The organism is Confluentibacter citreus (assembly GCF_002807055.1).
GTDB lineage: Bacteria > Bacteroidota > Bacteroidia > Flavobacteriales > Flavobacteriaceae > Confluentibacter > Confluentibacter citreus.
This window is the reverse complement of record NZ_NIXN01000001.1, coordinates 409342-431134: the sequence shown is the minus strand read 5'-3', so window position 1 is coordinate 431134 and position 21793 is coordinate 409342. Positions and strand designations below refer to the sequence as shown.

15 protein-coding genes and 1 tRNA gene are annotated in these 21793 nt (G+C 33.9%); 4 read left to right on the top strand and 12 right to left on the bottom strand.

Going from position 1 to position 21793, the window contains the following annotated elements; genetic code table 11:
- Positions 1-141: 141 nt before the first annotated feature.
- From CDH49_RS01850 to CDH49_RS01800, 11 genes are all read right to left on the bottom strand, one after another.
- Complete coding sequence (locus CDH49_RS01850) at positions 142-1518, bottom strand: GH1 family beta-glucosidase (RefSeq protein WP_100613603.1); 1377 nt, start codon at positions 1516-1518, stop codon at positions 142-144.
- Between the two features lie 70 nt (positions 1519-1588).
- Positions 1589-2578: a glycosyltransferase family protein gene (locus tag CDH49_RS01845; RefSeq protein WP_100613602.1), complete on the bottom strand. Its 990-nt coding sequence runs from the start codon at positions 2576-2578 to the stop codon at positions 1589-1591.
- Positions 2579-2588: 10 nt separating this feature from the next.
- Entirely contained in the window at positions 2589-3476 is an 888-nt protein-coding gene (locus CDH49_RS01840) for a UDP-2,3-diacylglucosamine diphosphatase (protein WP_100613601.1), read from the bottom strand.
- Between the two features lie 410 nt (positions 3477-3886).
- Complete coding sequence (locus CDH49_RS01835) at positions 3887-4597, bottom strand: DUF2290 domain-containing protein (RefSeq protein ID WP_100613600.1); 711 nt, start codon at positions 4595-4597, stop codon at positions 3887-3889.
- Entirely contained in the window at positions 4594-6666 is a 2073-nt protein-coding gene (locus CDH49_RS01830; RefSeq protein ID WP_100613599.1) for a DEAD/DEAH box helicase, read from the bottom strand. Before CDH49_RS01830 ends, CDH49_RS01835 begins: the two co-directional genes overlap by 4 nt.
- Before the next feature lie 153 nt (positions 6667-6819).
- On the bottom strand, positions 6820-7728 hold the full coding sequence (cysK, locus tag CDH49_RS01825; RefSeq protein WP_100613598.1) for a cysteine synthase A: 909 nt from the start codon (positions 7726-7728) through the stop codon (positions 6820-6822).
- 69 nt (positions 7729-7797) lie between these two features.
- Positions 7798-8706, bottom strand: coding sequence for a sialate O-acetylesterase (locus CDH49_RS01820; RefSeq protein ID WP_100613597.1), 909 nt, complete (start codon positions 8704-8706; stop codon positions 7798-7800).
- Between the two features lie 239 nt (positions 8707-8945).
- Positions 8946-9524 (bottom strand): nicotinate (nicotinamide) nucleotide adenylyltransferase, encoded by a 579-nt coding sequence (gene nadD, locus CDH49_RS01815; protein ID WP_100613596.1) that lies wholly within the window; start codon positions 9522-9524, stop codon positions 8946-8948.
- A 3-nt stretch (positions 9525-9527) separates the two neighbouring features.
- Positions 9528-10124, bottom strand: a complete 597-nt coding sequence (gene gmk, locus CDH49_RS01810; RefSeq protein WP_100613595.1) for a guanylate kinase — start codon at positions 10122-10124, stop codon at positions 9528-9530.
- Between the two features lie 78 nt (positions 10125-10202).
- Positions 10203-11060, bottom strand: a complete 858-nt coding sequence (locus tag CDH49_RS01805) for a YicC/YloC family endoribonuclease (protein ID WP_100613594.1) — start codon at positions 11058-11060, stop codon at positions 10203-10205.
- A 67-nt stretch (positions 11061-11127) separates the two neighbouring features.
- On the bottom strand, positions 11128-13548 hold the full coding sequence (locus CDH49_RS01800) for a protein-disulfide reductase DsbD family protein (protein ID WP_100613593.1): 2421 nt from the start codon (positions 13546-13548) through the stop codon (positions 11128-11130).
- A 248-nt stretch (positions 13549-13796) separates the two neighbouring features.
- Between CDH49_RS01800 and CDH49_RS01795 the strand changes: the two genes are divergently transcribed.
- The 4 genes from CDH49_RS01795 to CDH49_RS01780 all read left to right on the top strand — a co-directional run bounded on the left by CDH49_RS01795 (position 13797) and on the right by CDH49_RS01780 (position 19031).
- Positions 13797-14591 carry a universal stress protein gene (locus tag CDH49_RS01795; RefSeq protein ID WP_100613592.1) on the top strand — a complete coding sequence of 265 codons (795 nt, stop codon included), beginning with the start codon at positions 13797-13799 and terminating at the stop codon, positions 14589-14591.
- A 5-nt stretch (positions 14592-14596) separates the two neighbouring features.
- Positions 14597-14670, top strand: a tRNA-Ala gene (locus CDH49_RS01790).
- A 175-nt stretch (positions 14671-14845) separates the two neighbouring features.
- Entirely contained in the window at positions 14846-16405 is a 1560-nt protein-coding gene (locus CDH49_RS01785; RefSeq protein WP_100614446.1) for an alpha-N-arabinofuranosidase, read from the top strand.
- 256 nt (positions 16406-16661) lie between these two features.
- A complete protein-coding gene (locus CDH49_RS01780) occupies positions 16662-19031 on the top strand; it encodes a hybrid sensor histidine kinase/response regulator (protein ID WP_100613591.1) in 2370 nt (789 codons plus the stop codon).
- Here the strand turns inward: CDH49_RS01780 and CDH49_RS01775 are convergent.
- A complete protein-coding gene (locus CDH49_RS01775; RefSeq protein WP_100613590.1) occupies positions 19028-21793 on the bottom strand; it encodes a PD-(D/E)XK nuclease family protein in 2766 nt (921 codons plus the stop codon). The two genes, CDH49_RS01780 and CDH49_RS01775, sit on opposite strands and share 4 nt — an antisense overlap.

Sequence of the window (21793 nt, the reverse complement as noted above, 5' to 3'; positions counted from 1 at the left end):
GGCTGGAAATAATAACAATTACTTTTTTGAACGAACAGAAAAGTGAATATGGGCTAGGTTATGGCGACTCAGATAAGATTTTTATTGACAATTTAATATGAAGGCGTATTTCTTTTTAATATTTTAAAAACGTTTCTAGGATCAACTATTTTTATGTTTATTCAAAAAATCCCGATACCATTTTCCAGAAGCTTTAATAATTCGCTTTTGACTTTCAAAATCGGTGTAAACCAATCCAAATCGTGGGTGATAGCCTTCTGCCCATTCAAAATTATCGGTAAAGGTCCAAACAAAATAGCCTTCAATAGGTATCCCTTCATTTTTGGCTTTATAAACCTGCTCTAGATGGGATTGTAAGTAATGAAGTCTGTCAACATCTTCTACATTGCCATTCATTAGAGTATCAGGAAAAGCAGCACCATTTTCGGTAATGATGATTTTTTTAATGCCTTCGTATTGATTAAATTGTTTAATCATGTTATAAATACTGGGCGGATACACTTCCCAATTCATCAGGGTGGTTTTGACGTTCCGTTTGGAGGCTTTTACAATTTTAGCCTGTAAATAAGGCACTAAATAGCTGTGAGTAATCATTTCACGGGTATAATTCTGTACGCCAATAAAATCGAAATCGAATGCAGCGTTTTTTAAATCGTTTGGTTTAATATAAGCTTCAATGCGCTTGAGAATATGAACATCATCTGTTGGATAGCCCAAACCTAACGATGGTTCAACAAATAACCGATTCAACAAAGCGTCTGCCTTTTTTGCAGCTTTAAAATCTCTAGGCGTATCTCGAAAAGGCGTTGTTTGTGCACATGAAAATGTAGTACCAATAAAAGCATCAGATACTAAATTCCGCAAGATTCTACCGCCAGCAGCTTGGCATAATACGGCATGGTGTATGGCGGGTAAGAAGTTTTTTAAGCCTTTGTAACCTGGCGCGTGCACGCCTAAAAAATACCCAGCACCCGTAAACACCATCGGTTCATTCAACACCATCCAATTTTTAACGCGGTCACCAAAATGGGTAGCGCAAACCTGCACATAATTTTCAAACCAAGAAACGATGTCCCTGTTCGTCCAACCGCCTTTATTTTGAAGTGCCTGAGGCAAATCCCAGTGATAAAGCGTTACCCAAGGCGTGATGCCACATGCTAAACAAAAATCAATCACTTTATTGTAGTAATCAATACCTGCTTGACTCACGTTTCCAATACCATTCGGAATGATGCGCGACCATGCTAATGAAAACCTGAAGTTTTTAATATTCATGGATTTCATCAACAAAATATCCTCCTCAAATTTATTATAGAAATCGCAGGCTATTTGGCCGTGGTGGTTATTAAACGTATTTCCTTTTTTAGCCGTGAACTGATCCCAAATGGATGCACCTTTATCATGGATACTGTGAGCACCTTCAATTTGATAGGCAGCGGTTGAGACTCCAAAAACAAAGTCTTTTCCGAAATCTTGTGGTTTTAAGTTGAAGTTTGTTGGGGGATGGTTAAAATCCATAAAGTTTTTTTTGAAAAAGTTCTCGATACAATTCGCTTGTGGCGAATCACTCGAACTGACAGTCGTTGTGTTATAGATTTTCTGTTAATATTTTATCTATAATTTGTTCTGTTATATCTGGATAATCCACTTCAATAATAGTGTCATTTTCTATCCAATCTTTAATGTTTTTAATGTATTTCTTTTTAAAGGATTTTATAACAGGAACGCCCATATCTTTTAAAGCCGCAGCATTACATTGTTGTTCATATTGGCCTTTCATGGGGATGACCAACAATTTCTTTTTCATAAAAAGCGCTTCGGCAGGTGTTTCAAAACCCGCCCCACAAAGAATACCTTTGCTGGTCGCCATGCTCGTTACAAAAGCCTCATTGGTAATGGGTTGCACGGTGATATTCTTATTTGTAATTGTTTTTTTATTATGTTTTGAGAACACCTCCCAAGTAACATCTTTAATTTTTGATAGTATGCTCAATATTTTTTCATCATCATAAGAGGGCAAATACACCGTGTAATGGTCGCCCGGTGTGCAATGTGCCAACCGAATATCTTGCCGGATGACGGGCGTAAAAATGCTGTCTTCATACGCTTTAAAATGAAATCCATATTGTTTGGTTGTGGGTGCGTATTTTTTAAGAATGAGCTTTCCTAATGGGTCTTCCTTTTTGGGTTTTGGGGCGTTAGGCGCTAATACAGCTGATTGATGACTTAAACTAACACAAGGTATTTTTTTCAATTTACAAGCCCAAGCCGATACGGGTTCAAAATCGTTGATGATTAAATCGTAATGCTCCACGGGAAGCATCGTTATCTCCTTATGAAGTCGCATGGTTTTGGCCTTAAAATAGGTTTTCCAAACATCCACACCGCCTTTTTTTCCGAAAATGAAGCTCAATCCTTTTAGCTGATAGGTGATGGGATACGGCAGATTGATATCGGCTTGCGTACCACTAATAAGAATATCCAACTCTACATCTTTTTTTTGTAAAATTGGAATAATATCGCGCGCTCTACTTAAATGGCCGTTACCAGTTCCTTGAATGGCATATAGTATTTTCATTGGGGGCTAATTATAACACGTTTGTTTTGGATTGTTTCACATCGGTTTGAAACTCTTTCATTAAATTTTGAAATAGATCCTTGGTTTCTAGAAGCTCTTCGTCTTCATCCTCATCATCGTCATCCATATCAAGATGTGTGTCATCTTCAAGCGTTTCATGATCTTTAAAATGAAACAAATGCCATTTGTTATCATAATATTCCAAAGCAGTTAAATTCTCCACCCAATCTCCGGAATTCAAATACATCACAGACCCTTCAGGCGTTTCTATTTTTTTTATTTCCGGTTGATGGATATGTCCGCAAACCACATAATCATACGCGTTTTCTATGGCAATATCAGCAGCAATTTTTTCAAAGTTATTGATGAATTTTACGGCCGATTTCACACTATTCTTTATTTTTTTGGACATGGAGATAGGTCCTCTACCAAACTTTGAAGCAAAAAAATTGATGGCGCTATTCAGTAAAATCAAGGAATCGTAACCTACAGCACCTAATTTTGCGATGTATTTGGAATGTTGCATGGTCACATCAAACACATCGCCGTGAAACACCCAAGTTTTTTTACCATCCAATTCCAGCAATTCTTTGTTGGAAATACTAAACGTCCCCAACTGAAACCCGACAAATTTACGAAGCATTTCATCATGGTTTCCTGTGATGTAATTCACTTCTACGCCTTTGGATATTAAAGCCGTAATGTGTTTGATGACTTTCATGTGCGACTTAGGCCAATAGCGTTTGCTAAACTGCCAAATGTCTATAATATCGCCGTTTAGAATGACCCGTTCTGGTTTTACGGACTTTAAATATTTCAATAATTCTTTGGCGCGGCATCCGTAAGTGCCCAAATGCACATCGGAAATGACAACAATATCAACAGCTCGTTTTTTCATGTGTTGGTATGATGATTTGGTTGTTATGTATTTTGAATGGGAGAGAAGATGGGTAGCCACTTAAACAAGTAGTTAGGGTTTCTACCAGTGTAGATTGATGATTTAAAAATATCATCATTTGCTTAAAATAGGTATTTCGCAAATAGTTGTATTATAAAACCACAAAGGTGCGACCTATATTTAAAATGTAGGTTAATTGATTGTTATTATGGGGTTAAGGTTGTGGTTTGGTGATTGAGGCATTTTTTAATTTTAAAGAATCTAAATTTGCTTTTAGAATGTGACTTTGCGAAGACGGAAATCTCTGAGCACTTTATTCTCAATAAAACCAAACTTTGATAGACGAACAAAAACTTGATTTAACCACTGAACAGGAACTTTTAATTAGGTGTTGTAAATGGTTAGGATTTTTATGTTATCCATATTTCGTTTTGTTCATTAATATCCCAAATTGCTGGGTCAGTAATTAACGGGCATAATTTTTTTGAGTTATACCGTTTTGTTACCAAATCGGTAAAAGTAAAACTTTCGTGATATAGTTTCCATTCAGCATAATAACATTGTTTTATACTAAAGAATACAAATTCTAAAGGTGTTAAAACAATTGAAGATGGGATCCTTAAATTTTCACTCAATCCAATATGAATGTGAGAACAAGAATGAAGTAAAGGATTATAACCGTTTCTGTCAAAGTCATAACGAATATAAACTAAGTTTGAGTTTGTTTGTTGTTCATTTAAGAATTGTTCGAATTCATTTTCATTAATCATTGCACTCATTTCATCTTCCGATAATCCATAAAGGTCTGTTTCTGAAAATAGAATTTTCAGATAGTCATATTTAGTGTAACTAAAGCTTGGATTTTGAATAAAAGCAAATCTTAAATAATTTTGATTATATGAAAACTGTAAAAATGAATCATCAAATAATACAATCTCATAATCCAAATTATCCCGAATTGCGTTGTATAATTCTATGTGTTTATTCTTTTTTGAAATTTTTTTAAATGCTGATGAATACTCGCCTCCTTTTTTGGGTCCAATATCTTTAAAAAGACTAATTTCTTTTAGTAGTTTAATAGATTCATTAATGGAAATATTAAAAGTAGCTTCATTAATCATTTCTTTTGACTTTGATTTTCTATTGTTTTTAATATTTCATCAAGAGGTACTCCAGTCTCTTTAGATAATCTTTCAAGTGTTCTTGACAATACATTTAATTCTGACTGTATTTTATCCATTCCGCGATAAATTGTTTTGGTCTCTTTTTCACTAGGTTGTTTGAATATTAATTTATAGCTGTTTTGTTTTAAGAGTCTAAGTTCTTTCTCGCACAACTCTGCTTGTTGGTACCCAGTTAATGTTACCCAACCTTTGCTTCTTGTAATTGCAGTAAAGAGTTGATTACGATTTATTATATAATCTTTATTATTAAAAACAGAGTCAACGCCCACGACATAAACCATACCTACTTCGTTTCCTTTGGCTTTATTAATTGTAGCTAGTGTTACATTGCCTTTGACACTAAAATTGGTATTATTGTTTGGAGCATTAAGTAAGTTAAAAGAGCTTATACCTAGTTTTTGAAGTTTATTTTCAATAGAACTAAAATAGTTTCCAATATTCTTTTGGTCTAATGAAATTACGCAAATGTCGTCAGGATTAAGATGCTCTTCAGAAATGTCTTTAAGAATTTGTTGACTTATGAAATCTGTTTCCTGTGTGATATCTTTAAAAACTCGAATACTTACAGAGTCTGTATTAAAATATTCATTTATATCTATTGGGCTACTTTCTTCGGGACGTTCAATTTCCATATCATCGCCAGTTTTTGATTCTCCTTTGAGAACTTTAAAGCCTAAATCTTCCCAATGTTTATTGTTTTCTAAACGCTGTAAAACTTTATCATTATATATACCTAACCCCAAAGCAAAAGCACTAGTCAATACGAATCTTGGATTTCGATAGCATTTGAAAAGTATTATATCTTGCAGAACATTGCTTGATTTTGAAAAATCAACATTAAAACCTCCAATATTATTTTTTCCAAACGTTTCTTTTTCGTCCTGGATTTCAACATCAAAAATGTTTTGAAAGTCATCGTATGCCCAAACTATTCTTTTGTTCTTAGTTATTTTAAAGCATACTCGATAGAAATATTTATTGAAGTCTTGCCCTTCATCAATTAAGGTTAAATCATATTTTTCCTTTAATTCACTTTTATCAAGCTCTTGAAAAATATATTCAAATGGGTCTTTTGGTCTCATTGATTTAGCAACCCTAAAAGGTATTGTTGGAATTTGATTATCAAAACACGTGTCTGAATACACACCTCGTAGACCTATTCCTCCCCAACCGTGTAAAATGTTTATTTTTTGCCAATTAGGTTCTTGATTATCGGAAAAGTCACGATAGAATTTTTCAATTAAATATCGAACTTGCCCATACAAGGCTTTAGTGAAGTAAGTATAAAGGATTTCAGATTCAGGATTTTGTAAATGAAACAACGCTGCTTTCATTGCCAATATAACAGTCTTACCAGAACCAGCTAAGCCTCTTATTCTTTGTGGGGAATCAATAATGTTTAGTGCAGCTCGTTTTTGTTCAATGTCAAATGTTGCTTCTTTGTTTTGGATAAGTGTAAGTATTTTGCCTTTCGTTAATTTTATTTGCTTTAAGTCTATTACTCTGTCACTTTTCTTCTTTAAGTTTAATGTCCCTTCAATTGTTGCAGTTAAAATGTCAAATTCTTCATTAGATAAAATGACGGTTTTGTTGCCCTCAATAACCTTATCAATGTCATTTAAAGAAACAATATCAGGTTTGTTAGAATTTGAGTTATTAATAAAAACATAAGGGCTAACTTTGATTTTCAAACTTCTTCTGTCAAGTCGAAATTCTTCTCTTTTATTTATCTTAGCAAAGATGTGACTATCTAATTCGTCTAGTTTTTTTTGTTCATTTGAAGAATATTCTTCGATAGCATTTAAACAACGAAAAAAAATTACTCCAAATTCTTGAGAAATGAAAAGAAGATGAGCACTAACCAAGTCGTCTTTTGTTTCCCCTCTGTAAAAAGGGAAATTGTAATATAAATTACATTTAGCAAGATTTCTCTGTTTTAGTTTTTCAACTAACAAATTTGCATTTATGTCTTGTTTTAATTTTAACTCATCAGCTATTATGTTCATTTTTACTTTAAAATTATAAGTTAAGTGTCGTTTTAGCCTGATCGCTAACTATGGTGATATGAAATCTATATTAAATATCAAAAATATTTAGTTGAAATTTTTTACAAAAATAATAATTTATTTGCCTAACAACAAAAACATTTAATTTATTTACTAAAAAAGCCCTTCCACAGAAAGGTAACGTTCACCCGTATCATAATTCATGGTAAGAATGGTTGCTTTTTTATCGGCGGTTTCTAGCTGTTTCCTAACGGCTGCCAATGAGGCACCTGTAGAAATACCCACTAAGATACCTTCTGTTTTGGCGAGATTTTGAACTTCAGTAAAGGCTTCTTCTTTGGTAATTTTAAAAACGCCGTCTATTATTTTGGTATTTAATACGGCAGGGATAAAACCTGGCCCAATGCCTTGTAAGGGGTGCGGTCCGGGTTCGCCACCAGAAATAACGGGAGAATCATTTGGTTCTACAGCGATTGCTTTTAAGTTGGGAAATTTTTGTTTTAAAATTTCAGCCATGCCAGTAATATGGCCGCCAGTACCAACGCCTGTAATTAAATAATCGATGCCTTCTGGAAAATCCTTGGCTATTTCTAAAGCCGTCGTTTTACGGTGAATGTCTGGATTGGCTGGATTGGTAAATTGGGAAGGCATCCACGCATTTTTATTTTCGGCAAGCAATTCATCGGCTTTGGCTAATGTGCCTTTTATACCCAGTTCTTTAGGAGTAAGCACCAGTTGGGCACCATAAGCGGCCATGAGTGCACGTCTTTCAACCGACATGGATTCTGGCATCACTAGAGTCAATTTGTAAGTTTTAACGGCGGCTACCATGGCTAGACCGATACCGGTATTCCCAGAAGTCGGCTCGATGATTTCCATGCCGGGTTTTAGAATGTTTTTCTTTTCGGCATCTTCAATCATAGCCAAAGCAATTCTATCCTTGATGCTACCACCTGGATTATCTTTTTCCAACTTCATCCAAACATGGGCGTTTGGGAATAATTTCGACAATTTCACCACGGGTGTGTTGCCTATACTTTCTAATATATTATTGATTTTCATTGTTTTATACTTGTTTTTAGTTTTTTAACTAATGTACTTAAAAAAGTTTCACAAAAATGAGATGACTATTTATTTAGTCATCAACTTGTGTAATTCCTTAGCAAATTGCTCTCCAAAATCTATAAACCCAGCACTGTCGTAATGCCATTTATCGGAGTATTTGTAATATTTTGTGGTTCTTACAATGGCAGCTTTGCCATCGGTTTTGGCAAATTTTTCTTGGGCATAGGTTACCAAATCGCCATAATCCCAAACAAGGCCATCGGCATCGTTAAACGAGTCGGATATTTTTCCAATCACCACAGGTAAATCATCAGTGAGTAAGCTGGCACGCATCAAATCCATTAAGCGTTTTAAATTGTAGTAATAGCGAAGTGCAATTTCTTCGGTTTTATCAGCATCCGATTCGCCTTGCATCCACAAAATCCCCGCAGGCACCAACACATCTTCTTTGCCATCGTTATTAATATCTTTTACATTTAAGGCATTTTTGATGGTTTTTAAATAATGATCGTATTGGTTGATACCATTTTTACCATTAAAATCCGCTTCCCAAGAACCAAAAGAACTCGCCGCTAAACTGTCGATGCTGGAGCCATTTCTGGAATATTTAATCAAGGCAATTTTATCATTTGGATACAATTCTTGCATGCGTTTGGCAAACGATAACTCAATACCAAATCTATCGGAATATTTGTTGGTTTTCCCATCCGTTTGAAAACCGATACCATGACCCGGTTTCAATACACTCCAATAACCCAAACCTCCAGAGGTGTCGCCATCTATGGCAGAATTTCCATGAAAAATATAAACATCCTTAAATTCTTTATTTAGCTCTTTTGGTAAGTCTTTATTATAACCGAATCCCTCCATATTGGACTGTCCGCCTAAATAAAATACCCGAATGGTATCCTTTGCTTTTTGTGCAGATAAGGTGATTGGTAAAACGAATAGAATGGCAAGAAATAGATTTTTCATTTCAATTTAATTTTGTGGTGGTTGTGTTTTAAAATGATTGTTAAACGAGTGAATTTAAAACATTTTTGTGTTCTCGATACAAAATTCTTAAAAAAGAATTTCACTCGAACTGACAGGCTAACAACAAACAACAATTAGAAACTAAATGTCAGTCTGAGCGCAGTCGAAGACCTCGTAAACAAGCACTTCGACTGCGCTCAGTGTGACAAATTTATATAATTAATTGTAGACCCAACAGGTTACTTGTAGAAATTCATATCATCTAAATACTTCCAAACGCCTTGTGGTAACATGGGCTGCACATTGATGCCTTTTTTTATGGCACTGCGGATGTAGGTGGAAGATAATTCCATAATAGGCGCATCTACACGATGAATTTTTTTGTGATTATCGAATTGGGTTTCTATCGGGCCTTCTGAAATTCTTGGATAGACATAAATATCATGGTCTTCTAAAATCACCTGATAGTTTTTCCACTTGTGAAAACCCTTTAAATTGTCCTCACCCATAATCAAGCAAAAATCGTGTTGCGGGTGTTTTTCCTGTAAATAAGCCAGTGTGTTTACGGTATAATTGGGTTGGGGTAAGTTAAATTCAATATCCGAAGGTTTCAGTTTTGGATACTCTTTTGTTGCCAAATAAACCATTTCCAAACGTTGGTAATTATCCAACAACGTATCTTTCTTTTTAAACGGATTATGGGGTGTTACCACAAACCAAATTTGATCCAAATCGCTATGTTCGGCTAAATAATTACCAATGACCAAATGACCGATATTTATGGGATTGAAAGAACCGAAATATAAGCCAACTTTCATGGTTTAGGAGTTTATAAAATTACCAACGAGTGTTTCAGCTTTTTTTAGAGCATTTTCCAAGACATCATTTTCAATAATGACATCAAACAGAGGCGCGGTAGCGAGTTCTGCAGAAGCTTTGGCAACACGCATGTTTATTTTATCGGCACTTTCAGTACTGCGTTTTTTTAAGCGGATTTTAAGCTCGTCGATACTTGGAGGCTTTACAAAAATGGCCAAGGTTTGTTCTGGGAATTTTCGTTTAATACGCAAGCCGCCAGACACATCAATATCAAAAATAACATGTTTGCCTTTTGCCCAAATGCGTTCGACCTCCGTCTTCAAAGTGCCGTAAAAATTATCGCGATAGACTTCTTCCCATTCCAAAAAAGATTCGCTTTTTATCTTTGCTTTAAAAGCTTCTGTGGATAAAAAATAATAATCTTTTCCATCAACTTCTTCGCCACGTTTTTCCCTAGAAGTTGCAGAAATGGAAAATTCTAAGTTTAAGGCATCAATGCCCAATAAGTGTCTGACGATGGTGGTTTTTCCAGAACCTGATGGCGCTGAAAACACGATGAGTTTGCCTTGTTTATTATGAGTAGTTTCTTCTTTTGCCAAATCTTTAATTTTTAATCACTTCGACAATGCTCAGTGTGACATTCTATTATCTATCGTCTATTATCTATGTTCTATTTTCTATAAAACATTCAACAATTGTTCTTTTATTTTCTCCAGTTCATCCTTCATTTGAACCACGAGTTGTTGCATGGGCGCATAATTACTTTTTGAGCCAATAGTATTGATTTCCCGTCCCATTTCCTGACTTATAAAGCCTAATTTTTTCCCGTTGGAATCCACAGAATCAATGGATTCTATAAAATAGTTTAAGTGATTTTTTAAGCGGACTTTCTCTTCGGTAATGTCAAATTTTTCAATGTAGTAGACTAATTCTTGTTCAAAGCGGTTTTCGTCGTACTTGTCTTTTAATTCTTCAACACCTTTCAACAAACGTTCTCTAACACCTTCAATACGCGCAGGATCCATGGCTATGACCTTATCCAATAAATCGCTGATAATGACAATACGATTATTAAAATCTTTTTCAAGCACTTTGCCTTCATTAAGACGGTAATTGTTTAAGGCACTGATTCCTTTGGTGATTTCTGTTTGAATGGCTTTCCATTCTTCTTCATCGATTTCTTCGCGAACGGTATTTAAAGCATCCGGAAAACGAACGGCCATTTTTAATAGTTCCAATTCATCACCATCTACTACTTTTTTAAGCTGATTGATATATTGTTTTACAACAGGAACATTAATTTGGGTTGAGGTGTCTTCAGCAGTTACTTCAATAAAAATGGAGAAATCTATTTTACCGCGCTCTAAGGTGTCGGCAAGAATTTTTCGAATATCCAATTCCTTTTCCCTGTAAATGGAGGGCATTCGGGTATTTAAATCTAAGCTTTTGCTGTTTAAGGATTTTAACTCGATGGTTATTTTTTTTGTTGGTAACTGCAAAACAGATTTTCCGTAACCTGTCATTGAATATATCATATATGCGGTATTTAGTTACACAAAGGTAATTAAAACCTTAGGTTTATTGAACACTCAGCGCACACTTCTATGGGTTTTGCTCCATAACATCCAATCCACACTGTAAAAATTGGGCGTATTCGTCTTCATTTGGCGTATAGCCCACTGGGGAATTCAATATTTGTTTACCATCCGGACTTAAAAGCACATAATAAGGTTGTGAGTTCGTTTGAAAAAATTGCGTTTGAAAATGTGCCCATTTATGACCATAATTTTCCAGTTTTCTGGTGCCACCATTTATTCGATTAACAAGCACTTGCTGGTCTTCTGGAAGGTCTTTTTTATCATCAACATACAATGAAATCAGCACATAATCATTTCTTAAATAATCATCGATTTTCTTTTTAGGCCACACATGTTCTTCCATTTTTCTGCAATTGACGCACGCATACCCTGTAAAATCGAGCATGATGGGTTTGTTTACTTTTTGTGCATACGCAATGCCCTCTTTTAAATCTTTAAAACAATCTAAGTTATTCGGACAATCATTGGGGTACAGAAAACTATAGCCCACAGGCGGTGCTAAACCGCTTAATAATGTTAAAGGTGTGAAGGTGTTGGTTTCTTTATTAAGCCTAAAACCAGATGCCAAGTAAATGACAAATGAGGCCACTAATACGCCCGATATGATTCTGGAAAAAGACAATTTTTTTAAAGGCGCATCGTGTGGAAATGTAATTTTTCTAAACGCATATAATGCCAATCCAGCAAAAATGATAATCCATAATCCTAAAAAGACCTCAATTTTTAAGAGTCCCCAATGTTGTACTAAATCAGCATTCGATAAAAATTTAAACGCCAGAGCAAGCTCGAAAAAGCCCAAAACCACTTTCGTGGTGTTTAGCCATCCACCCGATTTTGGTAAAGCGTTCATCATATTTGGGAACATGGCAAACAATGCAAAAGGTAATCCAAGAGCCAGTCCGAAACCGCCCATCCCTGCAGTGAGTTGCCATGCGCCGCCATCGGCTGTAAGCGACCCAGCTAAAAGCGACCCAAGAATAGGACCTGTACAAGAAAAGGATACCAATGCCAAGGTTAATGCCATAAAAAAGATGCCCAAAACACCGCCCACATTTTCACCTTTACTGGTATTGTTGGTCCAACTGGCAGGAAGTGTTAATTCGTAATAGCCAAAAAATGAGAAGGCGAAAAACACAAATACTAAAAAGAAAATGATGTTTAGGGTAACGTTGGTGGAGATATCGTTTAATATATCTGGGTTAATGGAATCCAATAAATGAAATGGGATGCTTAATATTAAGTAAACCGCCAAAATAAAGAACCCGTAAAGTATCGCTTTTGAAATGCCTGCACTTTTATTACTGCCACTTTTTTTTGTGAAGAAACTAACGGTTAAGGGAATCATTGGGAATACACACGGGGTTAAAAGCGCCAATAAGCCGCCTAAAAAACCAAGACCAAAAATACTCCAAAGCGATTTTTCTTCTTTGGTTTCTGAAGGAGAGACCGTAGCATCATCACTATAAGTATCGTTGGATTTGGTAAGGTCTATAGCTGTTAATCCATATAAAAATTGATTGACTGAGGTATTGTCAACTTGGGTATTGGTTGTTTCTTCGGCTAACGGTTTTCCACTTAAATTAAAGACCAAATCTGCCTTGGGCGGTAACACACATTGTTTGTCGTTACAAGCCATAAACTCAACAGTCGCTTTAATAACAGGTAATTCAGAAGCTATAGAAATTCGTTGCTTGAAAATAGTTTTACCCTCGAAATATTTAATTTCCATTTCAAAAACGGGGTCTTCCACTGTAACGCCTTCTTCTTCAGTCGTTTTTCCAATTAACTTATGAGAATCAGATGCTTCAAAAGTAAATGCTGTTGGAATGGGTCCGTTTTCTGGAACATTTTGGGAGTATAAATGCCACCCAGAATCTATATAGGCTGTTGCAATTAAATTATATTCGGTATTAGATATTTTTTCAAAAGAGGCAGTCCATTTCACAGGATCTAACAATTGTGAATTGGAATTGAAGTTGTTATTCTGAAAATTAAAAACCAAAGCATCATCATTGGGCGGCAAACATCTAGAATCGTCGCAAACCATAAACTCCACAGAGCCTTTTATGGTTTCTGGTTTGTTGGTAAACGATACACGCTGTTTAAAGACGGCTTTATCTTCAAAGTATTTAATGCGCATCATAAACACAGGGTCGTCTATAACGTGCCCTTCGTCTTCTATTGTTTCTCCAACTAATTTATAAGACTCTGAACTTTCAAAAGTAAATGTTGTTGGAATGGGGCCATCTTCTGGAACATTTTGGGAATATAAATGCCACCCCTTTTCTATGGTGGCTGTTGCAACTAAATCATATTCAGTATCGGATATTTTTTCAACAGCGGTAGTCCATTCAACAGGGTCTAATATTTGTGAAAATCCGTTAAGGCCAAAAACAAAAAAAGCCAATAATATGTAATATTTCATCAAGAATTGAATTTTTTTCAAAGTAAAGCCTTGTATTTTTAACCTACAACGCATTTAACAACATTATAGGAAATATAGTCGTTAATTAATTATTAAGCTAATATATAAGGCTAAAATTTGTTAAAAGCAACCAAAGTTACTTTGGTAAAATAATAGCTTGTTTAAAATTGAATTTCTTAAGTGTATTTACAATTCATTTAAATGATTACTTTTGCATTCAGTTCAACTTTAATTTTTTGATTATATAGATGAAAAACATATTAGTTCCAATAGGTACTTCTACAAATTCGTTGAGTCATTTGCAATTTGCTATAGATTTTGCCAAGAGTTTTGGTGCTAAATTATTTGTTGTACAAACCTATAACGCGTATACAAAAGCAGGAACGATGGTAAATATTGATGCCATTTTAGCGCGAGAAAGTAAAGCATATTTAGATGATTTAATATCTAAAGTAGACACAAAAGGCGTTGATTATATAGTAAAAGGTTTAAAAGGGGATTTAATAGACACTTTGGAATTGGTTAGCAAAGCGGCCGATATTGATTTGATTTTAGTTGAGCCAAGAACAAATTCCATTAAGGAAGAAGTGTTTTTAGGAAAAACATCAGGGAAGATTATTAAACAAACCCAAATACCAGCGCTTATTGTTCCTGAAGGCACCGTTTTTAAACCAGTGAATACTATTTTAATGGCAGTAAAGTCTGCTATTATCAAAAAAGAGGGCGTTTTAGAACCTTTAAAATATTTTAAAGACCATTTTAAAGCAACCGTTGATTTGTTACTAGTAAAAACACACTATTACAATGAAGGTGATTTTGATTTAAGTGACGAATTAAAAGGATTGATATCCGATACCATTTTTTCAGAAAACCCAACAACCTATCAAGGTGTTTTAGAGCATTATAGAGAACATAATCCAGATATGCTTTGTGTAGTAAGAAGAAAGCGCGGTTTCTTTAGTAAATTATGGGAAAAAAACGAAATACTTAAAAAGGATTTTAGTAGCACTATTCCTGTTTTGGTATTAAGTGAATTAAAATAATTATTGGGGATGTAGCTCAGTTGGCTAGAGCGCTTGGCTGGCAGCCAAGAGGTCGTGGGTTCGAGCCCCATCTTCTCCACTATAACGAAACCCAATGAGTTTTCTACCTCATTGGGTTTTTCTTTAAAAATATTATAATAGGCGTGGCTTAAAAACAGCAATAACCTTTGGTTATGTTGTTTTTTTTTAATTTATTTATAAATGTAAATTCAACACTTAAAAAGTGTATTAATAAATAGTAAAAATAGATGGTTATGTTAAAATTTAAGTCACTCATTTCAAGATTTTTGGCAATCTTTTTTGTCTCAACACTAAGTGTTTATTCCCAGACAGAAGGCACAGTTATAACAATTAAAAGCGATGATAATGCGCCAGTTATAAACAAACATATTTATGGACATTTTGCTGAACATTTAGGAAGATGTATTTATGATGGTTTTTTTGTTGGAGATAATTCTGAAATACCAAACACAAACGGCGTACGTAACGACATTGTTGAAGCCTTAAAAAAATTGCAGATACCTAATTTACGTTGGCCTGGAGGTTGCTTTGCAGACACATATCATTGGAAAGATGGAATTGGTCCGTTAGACCAACGACCAACCATAGTGAATACTTGGTGGGGAGGCGTTACTGAAGATAATAGTTTTGGTACTCATGACTTCTTAAATATGTGTGAATTGCTTGGTGCAGAACCATATTTATCTGGAAATATAGGTAGTGGAACCGTTCAAGAATTTGCAGACTGGGTTCAATATACCAATTTTGCGGGGAAGAGTCCTATGAGTGATTTGCGTAAAGAAAATGGTAGAGAAGAACCATGGAAGGTGAAGTATTGGGGCATGGGTAATGAAGCTTGGGGATGTGGTGGTAATATGACGGCAGAATACTATGCTAATGAATATAGAAAGTATGCAACGTTTGTTACCGATTGGGAAAATACAGGAAGTGTTGTTCGTATTGCTTCGGGAGCTAGTAGCGATGATTACCACTGGACCGAAACATTGATGAAAAACGTACCAGCTAAAATGTTAGAGGGTGTGGCTTTGCATCATTATTCAGTTATAGATTGGAACAATAAGGGAGCATCTGTAGAATTTACAGAGGATCAGTATTTTGGAACTATGAGCGAGGCCTTAAAAATGGAGGAATTAGTTACCAAACATTCAGCTATTATGGATAAATATGATCCTGAAAAGAAAATTGATTTAGTAGTTGATGAATGGGGCGGTTGGTACGATGTTGAAAAAGGATCAAATCCAGGGTTTTTATATCAACAAAATACTATGAGAGATGCCGTTTTAGCTGGTTCAACGCTTAATATATTCCATAATCATGCAGACAGAGTTCGTATGGCGAATTTAGCACAGTGCGTCAATGTGTTACAAGCCGTCATTCTTACTAAAGAAGCTAAGATGATTTTAACACCTACTTACCATGTTATGGAAATGTATAAAGTACATCAAGACGCTAAATTAATACCTATTAATTTTGTCTCTCCTTTATACATTTATAATAACAAATCGCTTCCTGCTTTAAATGTTTCTGCCTCAAAAGACAGTAAAGGATTGGTTCATGTATCTATGGTAAATGTGGATTCTAAAAAAGCAAATAAAATTGAAATAGACATGAATGAGCTTGGGGTTAAAAGTATAACTGCAAAAGTGTTGACTTCAAAAACATTGCAAGATCACAACTCTTTCGACAATCCAACAAAAATTCAACCAGCCGATTATAAAGGGTTTGAGGTAAAAAAAGGAAAACTTGTTGTAACTATTCCTCCTTTTTCAGTTGTTGTGGTAGAAGGAAAGTAATATTTCTAAACTAAACTTAAAATAATAATTTTAAACCTTCTTCATGTTTGAAGAAGGTTTTTTTTTGTTGCAAAGGAATAGTTCTTGTTACTAATTCACATTAAAGATTATTTCTTATTTTCTTACGATTTCAAATGAATTTCTGTAATATTTACCGTTTATCGATTAAATTTAGCAGGGTTTTTAGTAGTTTAAACAAAAAAAGGATTTTTTAAAAGTCTTTTTTCTATGTTTACAGTAGTTTAATGCCCCAAACATGAAACACCTGCTACTATTAACCTATTTTATAGGTTTAAGCTTATATGCTCAAGATGCCATTTATGACCCTTTAAAAAGCAAAGGGCATCTTTACGAATACGCCAATTTTTTCGATGCAGGCAACCTTGATTTGACTCTTGATGAGGTTTCAAAAGATTCGCTATTTTACAATAATGTTTTAGAATCTGAGAATCATAGTGTTGGTTTTACTTCAAATAATTATTGGGTGCGGTTTCACATATCCAATAGTACGGAACAAGCAGCTACCTATTATCTAGAAACGGCAAGACCAGTAACAGATGTGGCTAATTTGTACCAAATTGAAAATAATAACATAAAGCACTTTAAAAGCGGTGATAGCATTCCATATAATGAAAGGCAGGTAAAACACAGAGCCACTATTTTTAAACTAGACTTGCCAGCAAATTCTACACATCAAATTTATTTGCATTTTAAAAGTGATGGAGAGACTTTAAATATTCCTCTTAACCTTTATACAGAAACGTCTTTTTTGATGATGAATTATAGGCAACAATTGTTTCTTGGGCTGTTTTATGGAGTATTATTTTTAGCGGGCATTATATATTTGTTTTTCTACACAAGTTTAAAGGAAAAGTCATTTTTGTATTATGGATTTTATGTGTTTTCGATAGGATTTATGCAATCTGCACTCGATGGTTTTATATTTGAATTTATATTTCCAGAAGGCGGTTATCTAAACAGTCGGGCGGTACTTATTACAGCTTTACTGTCTAATTTTTTCTTGTTAAAATACTGTGAGCACTTTTTAAAAGTAGATACACTTTTAAAAGATTTTAAAAAAGCCTACAATGCTATTTATGTTATTTTGTCAGCGTTGTTCATTATGCTTTTTATAAGCCCAAAAACGTTTGAGATAGTCTATCCTTTAAGCAATTTAAATGGATTATTTAGTTTAATTTTAATTCTATCCACAGTATTTACTATACGTTATAAGCGCATTGCCATAGATACCTATTTCTCTATTGGAATCTTCTTTTTGGTAATCGGTCTATTAGGGTTTGTAATGAATAATCTTAGTTTGCTTCCCAACAATTTTTATACATTGAACAGTGCCAAATTTGGTTCAGGTCTCGAGGTCATTTTTCTATCATTATCGATGACTAATTTGATAAGAAATTTAAGAATAGAAAAAGAAAACTCTCAAGCAGTGGCGCTTCAAAAATCAGAAGAAATAAGCCAGTTAAAAACCTATTTCATGTCTAACATGAGCCATGAACTAAGGACACCCATTAATGCCATTATGGGAATAGCCGAAAATGAATTAATGAACAGCGATAAGAATGAAACTCGGAAGCAATTCGAAATTATTAAAAACGCATCATTAAGCTTGTTGAGTAATGTGAATGACATTATTGATTTTGAAAAAATTGAGAAGAACGAACTTAAATTAAATTTGGAAGTGTTTAATCCTTCTCTTTTATTACATCAAATTAGTGAAAATTGGAGCGCAGAAGCTCATAGAAAAGGATTGGAATTTAAATTTGAAATGGATAAAGATATTCCAATCAAAGTACAGGGAGATTCAGAACGCTTAATTCAAATTGTAAACAATGTATTGGCAAATGCTGTAAAATTCACTAAAGAAGGGCATATTAGCTTTAAGCTTAATTGCATTCAACAACCTAATGATATTTGTCGCTTTTCTTTTAGAATATCCGATACCGGCATTGGAATAGACGCTGAAAACCAAAAAACCATTTTTGACAGTTTCAATCAAATGAGACTCAACCACCAACGAGAATTTGGAGGCATTGGATTGGGTTTAACCATAGTAAAACATTTAGTAGAACTTTTTGGGGGCACTATAGCTCTAGAAAGTAAGCCCAATAAAGGCACCGATATATTTATAGATTTGCCTTTAAAAAATGTCGCTGTAGAAAAGGAAGTTATTTACAATGTAAATAAAAATAAAAGTACCGTACGGCCTTTACATGTTTTGGTTGTTGAAGATAACAAGCTTAACCAAATGGTTATGCGCAAAATTCTTGGAAGTTTTTCGCATGTTAGTTTTACCGTTGTAGATAATGGAAAAGAAGCATTGGATGCTTTAAAAAAAGATGTTTATAATCTAATTTTAATGGACTTACAGATGCCTGTTATGGATGGTTATGAAGCTACTAAAATTATTAGAAGTGGTGAGTTGGGTGAACGTATCGCAGTCATACCTATTATTGCCGTAACAGCAGATGCCATGCAAGAAACACGCCAAAGGGTCATCGATTTGGGGATGAATGATTATATGACTAAACCTGTTAAAAAAGATTTGTTATTAGATAAAATGAACGGGTATAACACGAAGGAAGACGTGAAATTAAGAACCGCTTAATTATTTTTAATTTCCTTTTCTACAAAGTCAATATTAGGGTTACAAATTTCAATGATTAGCTTTTTAAGTTCTTCTTGAAAAGCATTTAAAGTGTCTTGGGTAATCAAAAAATCTTTTTTAGCGCCATTTCCAGATTTATCTTTTTTTGCAAATTTTAAAAATCCAGAATTTAAATTTTTAAACGAGATTATACCTGCTTCAACAGGAAGTTTTATCTTGCCAGAAAGCTGCATCATATACGCGTAAGATAGTATTTGAAAGCTTTTGCTGTATTTATCAAAATTGGTAGTTATATCTTCCCAATTTACAATTTCAACATGGTTTTGCTGCACGTTTCCTGTTTTGTAATCGATGATTCTGGTAGTGCCATTATACTCGTCAACGCGATCTACTTTTCCCGTAAGGTTTACTGGAAAATGGAGTTCTGGAATATGAATCAAAACGGTATTATTGGCTTCAATAGCTATTATTTTTATAGAGTTTCCGGCTTTTAAATCGGCTATTTCCAAATCCAAAAAATTAGAAACATAGCGTTTTGCTATTTCAAAAATGATGAGGTTTTTGCCTTTGGTTATATCACCTTCTTTATAAACTTTTTTAAAATGGTTTGTGACCGTTTCCTGAATTTGGGATTTAAGTTTTGTTACCAAATCAACAGTCAAATAGGAACCAATTAATGGTTTATAAAAATCTTCCAAAGTATTATGCACAACGGTTCCTAAGGTATTTGCCGCCACGGTTTCCTCGGCATCTTCATACTCTTGAATGCCCAATATTTTTTGATTGTAAAAGTCGATCGGGTTTCTTATGTAATTGGTTAATGAGGAAGGTGAAAATCCTTTTTCGGATACTTTAATCAGTTTTTCAATAACTTCAGTGTTTTTAGAAACCGTATTCAAAGCGTTTTCTATTATAGGCACATAAGGCGTAATAATTTGATGGTTTATTTTATGAATGCCTTCTAATTCTAACTGCGTTATAAATCGGCTTTTTTCGCCACCAGTTAAAATATCTGCTTCTGTATTGTATAAAATATATATGTTTTTGGCACGCTGTAAAAGTCTATAAAAGTGATAGGTGTAAACCGCATCTTTTTCTTTATAAGTGGGTAACTTATTTTCTAATTTAACATCAAAAGGGATAAAAGAATTGTTGCTTTTTCCTGACGGAAGGATGCCTTCATTTACAGATGAAATGATAACGGTTTCAAAATCTAAAGCACGGGATTCTAACATGCCCATAATTTGAAGACCTTGTAAAGGTTCTCCCTGAAAATCCAAAGTTTCAGAACTTAACAATTCTTTATAAACGTCATGCAAGGTTTGTATGGTTTTAATATGATTGTATTTTGAATTTAAAAGGGTCAATTCATTAAAAAGAACATTAAATCGATACAAATACTCTAAAGAAAGTAAGTTGTGTGCTTTATTTTTATCTAATTCGTTTTTAATAGTTAAAATTAATTCAGAGCAGTTTTTTAAAGCAGAATCAATGTTACTCCAATTAGAGAACAACAAATCTATAAGATGATCATGTGTATTCGAAAAGTTCTTTAAGCGTTCTGTGGAGATATAAATTAAATTATTTTCATGAATGGTGTCAATTATTTCAGACGCATAATCTATGTCATTTACATAAAATAAAGGCCTGATAAAATGGTGTGAAATAATATTGACAATATCTTTGTAATAAAACGAACCTGATGCTTTTTTATGAATATGAAATAGTTGTTCGAATAAAGATGCCAAAGGAATGGATTTTAATGGAAAACCCATGGTAATATTTAAAGCATCAATATGTTCGGGTAATGAATTTAAAACGGGAATTAGTAAATGTTCATCACCTAAAACAACCGCAGTGTTATTTAAATTATCCTTTTCTTTTTTTAAATTATCCAATATAAACCCAATGTATTTTGCTTGACCTATATTCTTTGGAATGCCATAAACCGACACGTTTTTTTCTTTAGAATAGTTGTTCGTTATCCAATTAAAAGGATTGTTTTTAAAATAAGGCCATTTGAATTTATATTCCCTAGTAAATAATGCAGCATCGTGCATCGTATTCTCAATAAAAACGGTATCTATATCCCAATAAATTTTGGCTAAATTATTTTGAAGTAATTCTTGTATGATAGTTTCTTCGGAAGTATTAAGGGCATTAAATCCCAAGAAAATGTGCTGTTTTTCAGGATTGTTTTGAATATAAGCTTCTAAATTTTGAACGGCTTCTCTATAAACAAGACCTTGATAACCCACTTTTTTGTTTAAGAGTTGCTGGGTGAAGTGTAAATAGTAATTGTAAATTGAGTTCCAAAACAACAAATAGTTTTTAACGAAATCGGTTTTGTTTTCTTCAAGAGACCAATGTTTTAAATCTTGAATAGCACTTAAATAAGTAAATATTTTTTGTTGTGGAATTAGATAACGGTCTATTTCATTAAAGTCTTGAAGTAAAATTTGTGCCCATTTTGAAAATACTTCGAACGAATCTTTTTCTTTGTTGCCAGTCAACCCACAATAAACATTATAAAACTCAAAAAGAAGCTCTGTGTTAGAAATGGTTTTTAATTGTGATAGTTCTTCCGTAAATTCTTCAATGCTAATGATTACAGGAGCAAAAGCAGTTTGCTCATTTACTTTATGAAGTTGATGTTTTAAAAATAGCCCAGCGCGTTTACTAGGCAAAATAAAAGTTAGTTCAGAAAGATTTAAATTTTGTTTTTTTAAATCTATTAATGCATCAAAAATGAAAGTTGTCAT